Origin of the sequence: Methylobacterium sp., assembly GCF_028290105.1 — a bacterium.
Lineage (GTDB): Bacteria > Pseudomonadota > Alphaproteobacteria > Rhizobiales > Beijerinckiaceae > Methylobacterium.
The window spans coordinates 1-2,833 of sequence record NZ_JAQGKL010000090.1 but is presented as its reverse complement, the minus strand read 5'-3'; the positions used below and the strand labels follow the sequence as shown (position 1 = coordinate 2,833).

General features: G+C 67.3%; 3 protein-coding genes. All 3 read left to right on the top strand.

Annotated features, from left to right (window positions below):
• The first annotated feature begins 857 nt into the window (after nucleotides 1–857).
• The 3 genes from ykgO to JWQ05_RS07210 all read left to right on the top strand — a co-directional run bounded on the left by ykgO (nucleotide 858) and on the right by JWQ05_RS07210 (nucleotide 2,655).
• Nucleotides 858–983, top strand: coding sequence for a type B 50S ribosomal protein L36 (gene ykgO, locus JWQ05_RS07220; protein WP_055886195.1), 126 nt, complete (start codon nucleotides 858–860; stop codon nucleotides 981–983).
• A 77-nt stretch (nucleotides 984–1,060) separates the two neighbouring features.
• On the top strand, nucleotides 1,061–1,669 hold the full coding sequence (locus JWQ05_RS07215) for a tetratricopeptide repeat protein (RefSeq protein WP_299656771.1): 609 nt from the start codon (nucleotides 1,061–1,063) through the stop codon (nucleotides 1,667–1,669).
• Between the two features lie 5 nt (nucleotides 1,670–1,674).
• Nucleotides 1,675–2,655, top strand: coding sequence for an alpha/beta hydrolase (locus JWQ05_RS07210; RefSeq protein ID WP_299656768.1), 981 nt, complete (start codon nucleotides 1,675–1,677; stop codon nucleotides 2,653–2,655).
• Nucleotides 2,656–2,833: the final 178 nt, after the last annotated feature.

The following is a 2,833-nucleotide window of genomic DNA, read 5'->3' as shown; positions in this document are numbered from 1 at the left end:
TGCCCCTTGGGGATCCCGATCTTCGCGCCGGACTTTGACACGTCCTTCACGGTGCAGGGAATCTCCGTCCCATCGCGCAACCGGATCGTCGCGATCCAGTTCGTCGGGCTGCGTTCTTCGCGCCGCGCAATCGTCTCCGCGAGTGCCGCTTCCTCCGCTTCCGCCGTCACCGTTCGATCTCCGCGTCCGCCAGCGTCGACGACATATGAAGGACAAAGGGTTTACGGAGACATACCGATGGCTGCCCGTGGGCAGTCAATTCGATGCGTCGGAGGTGTCCTTGGTGAGGTCGTGCCGCGCGACTCGATTTAGCACAAGCATCCACGGGACTTCACGAACGCGTCATCTCTACGCGGGCAAAAGTGCTTTTTGTTTTTCGGTTGTGCCCTCGAAGTATTGCGATACGACTTCGCGCCGGCGCCCCGCCTCCACTCACCATCACCGGCTCGTAAGCGATTTATTGCCGTTCGAAGCGATCGTTCGGCCGGCTTTTGTGTTCTCGCGGTAAGGATCGGGAGCGCGGTGCGAGGTTGGAAAGCGGGGCCAGCCCCTAGGACTTGGCGTTGATCGAGCGACGGGTCCGCCCTGCTTGCGTCCCGGTTCCGGATCGTCCCCCATCGGAGAAACCGAGCCGGCGAGAGGACCCAGTACGTCGGCACCTATCGCGAAGCGTGTGCCGGCATAAGCGGCTCGACGACGAAGACCCCACGCGAAGCCTTGCCTTGTCGTCGCGAATCCTGATAAGGCAACCGCCTTTCCGCGATGCATCGACACATCGCCGAGGCCGCCATCAGGTGCCTCGTCCCCGAGACCCTATGGACAGGCGGCGGGCTCAAGGCCCGGCCGACGTGAGACCGATGAAGATTCGTAACTCCCTCAAGTCCCTCCGTGGCCGTCACCGCGACAACCAGATCGTGCGTCGCAAGGGCCGCGTCTACATCATCAACAAGACGCAGAAGCGCTTCAAGGCTCGTCAGGGCTGAGGCCTGCGCCGCGCTTCTGTGAGGACGCGGCAAGCGAGCACGTTGACGACACGGCGTCGGGCGAGGAAGCTCTCGTCATGTCGTCACATCTCTCGACCCGTTTCTGCTTGAAAGCCGCGCTCGTCGCGGCTTTCTGCGTTTGCCTGGCTCCGGGCGCAATCGCCGAACCTGCGACGCCGGACGCGGACAAGAGCGCCAAGAAGCTGCCTCTCAGCCTCGACGACCTCTTCGCGCGCCTAAAGGTGGCGAGCGACGACGCCGAGGCGAAGGGGGTCTCGAAGCTGATCGAACAGCGCCTCGGTCGCTCGGGAAGTGCCACGGCGGACCTGCTCACCGAGCGGGCGCGTCAAGCCATGTCGATCCAGGACCTTCCGCTGGCTGTGGAGTTGATGGACCGCGCCACCACCCTGGAGCCAGGCTGGTCGGAAGGTTGGAACCGACGTGCCACGGTGTTCTGGATGCTCTCCGACCCCTCGGCGGCGATCTCAGACCTGCAGCGGACCCTCGTGCTGGAGCCGCGCCACTACGAGGCCTGGGCCGCCCTGGGGCGCATCTATCAGACGCTGGAGGACAAGCGACGGGCGCTGGAGGCCTTCCGGCGAGCCGCCGCCATCTATCCCCGCATGGACCGCCTGCAGACGGCGATCGATCGTCTGGCACCGGATGTCGACGGACGCGACCTGTAGCGCCGATGTTCATCCTGAAAGTGCTGGCCGCGCTCGTGGGCGGCGGTGTCGGGCTGGCGCTGATCGCCGCCGGCATCACCCAGCTCATCACCGCCCGGATCGAGGCGCGCTATCCTCCGGCCGGTCCCTTCGTCGCCGTATCCGGCGGCCGCTTGGGCATGATCCAGGCCGGGCCGAATCCGTCGGCGCGGGGAACGGTGGTCTTGCTCCACGGCGCCTCGTCCAACGCAGCCGACCCGATGGCGGCGCTCGGTCCGGACCTCGCCTCTGCGGGGTTCCGGGTCATCGCCCTGGACCGGCCGGGCTTCGGCTGGAGCGACCGGCTCGCCGGTGCCGCGATGGCGACGCCGAAGGCGCAGGCCGATGCCATCGCGGAGGCGCTGAAGTCGCTCGGCGTCGGTCCGGCTATCGTCCTCGGTCATTCGTGGGCCGGAGCGCTGGCAACGGCCCTGGCGCTGGATCATCCTGAGGCGGTCGCGGGCCTTGTGCTGGTGTCGCCGGCCGTGATGCCGCTGCCGGAAATCGGGCCTATTCCCTGGTATTACCGGCTCGCGCTCTGGCCCCCGGTCACCTGGCTGCTGAGCCGGACCGTCGCCACGCCGGTTGGCCTCTATTTCCTGCCCCGAGCCGGCGGACACGTGTTCGAGCCCCAGGACGCACCGCCCGGCTACCTTGAGGCCAGCCGCGCCGCCCTCGTGCTGCGGCCCACGACCATGCTGGCGAACGTGCAGGATCTGGTCGGCCTTCCGGCAGCACTCCAGGAGCAGAGCCGACATTACGGGGACATCACCGCGCCGACCGTCATCATCACCGGTGATCGCGACGCCATCGTGCCGGCGAGCCGCCACGCCAGGCCCCTGGCTGACCGCATCCCGGGCGCGCGCCTCGTGGTGCTGCCCGGCATCGGCCACATGGTCCACAGCGTCGCCACGTCGGCCGTCATCGACGCCGTCGCGCGCCTGTCCACGCGCGACGTGGTCCGCTGAACAGCGCCCCTCGGTTTCGCGGGGGGCGCTGTTTAAGTCAGAGTCGGGTCTTGCAGATTCAGGTCTTGCGGATTCAGGCCTTGGCAGCGTGCTCGCGGGTGACGAAGGCGATGCGCACCAGGTTGGTGGCACCCGGCGTCCCGAAGGGCACGCCCGCCACCACGATGATCCGGCCGCC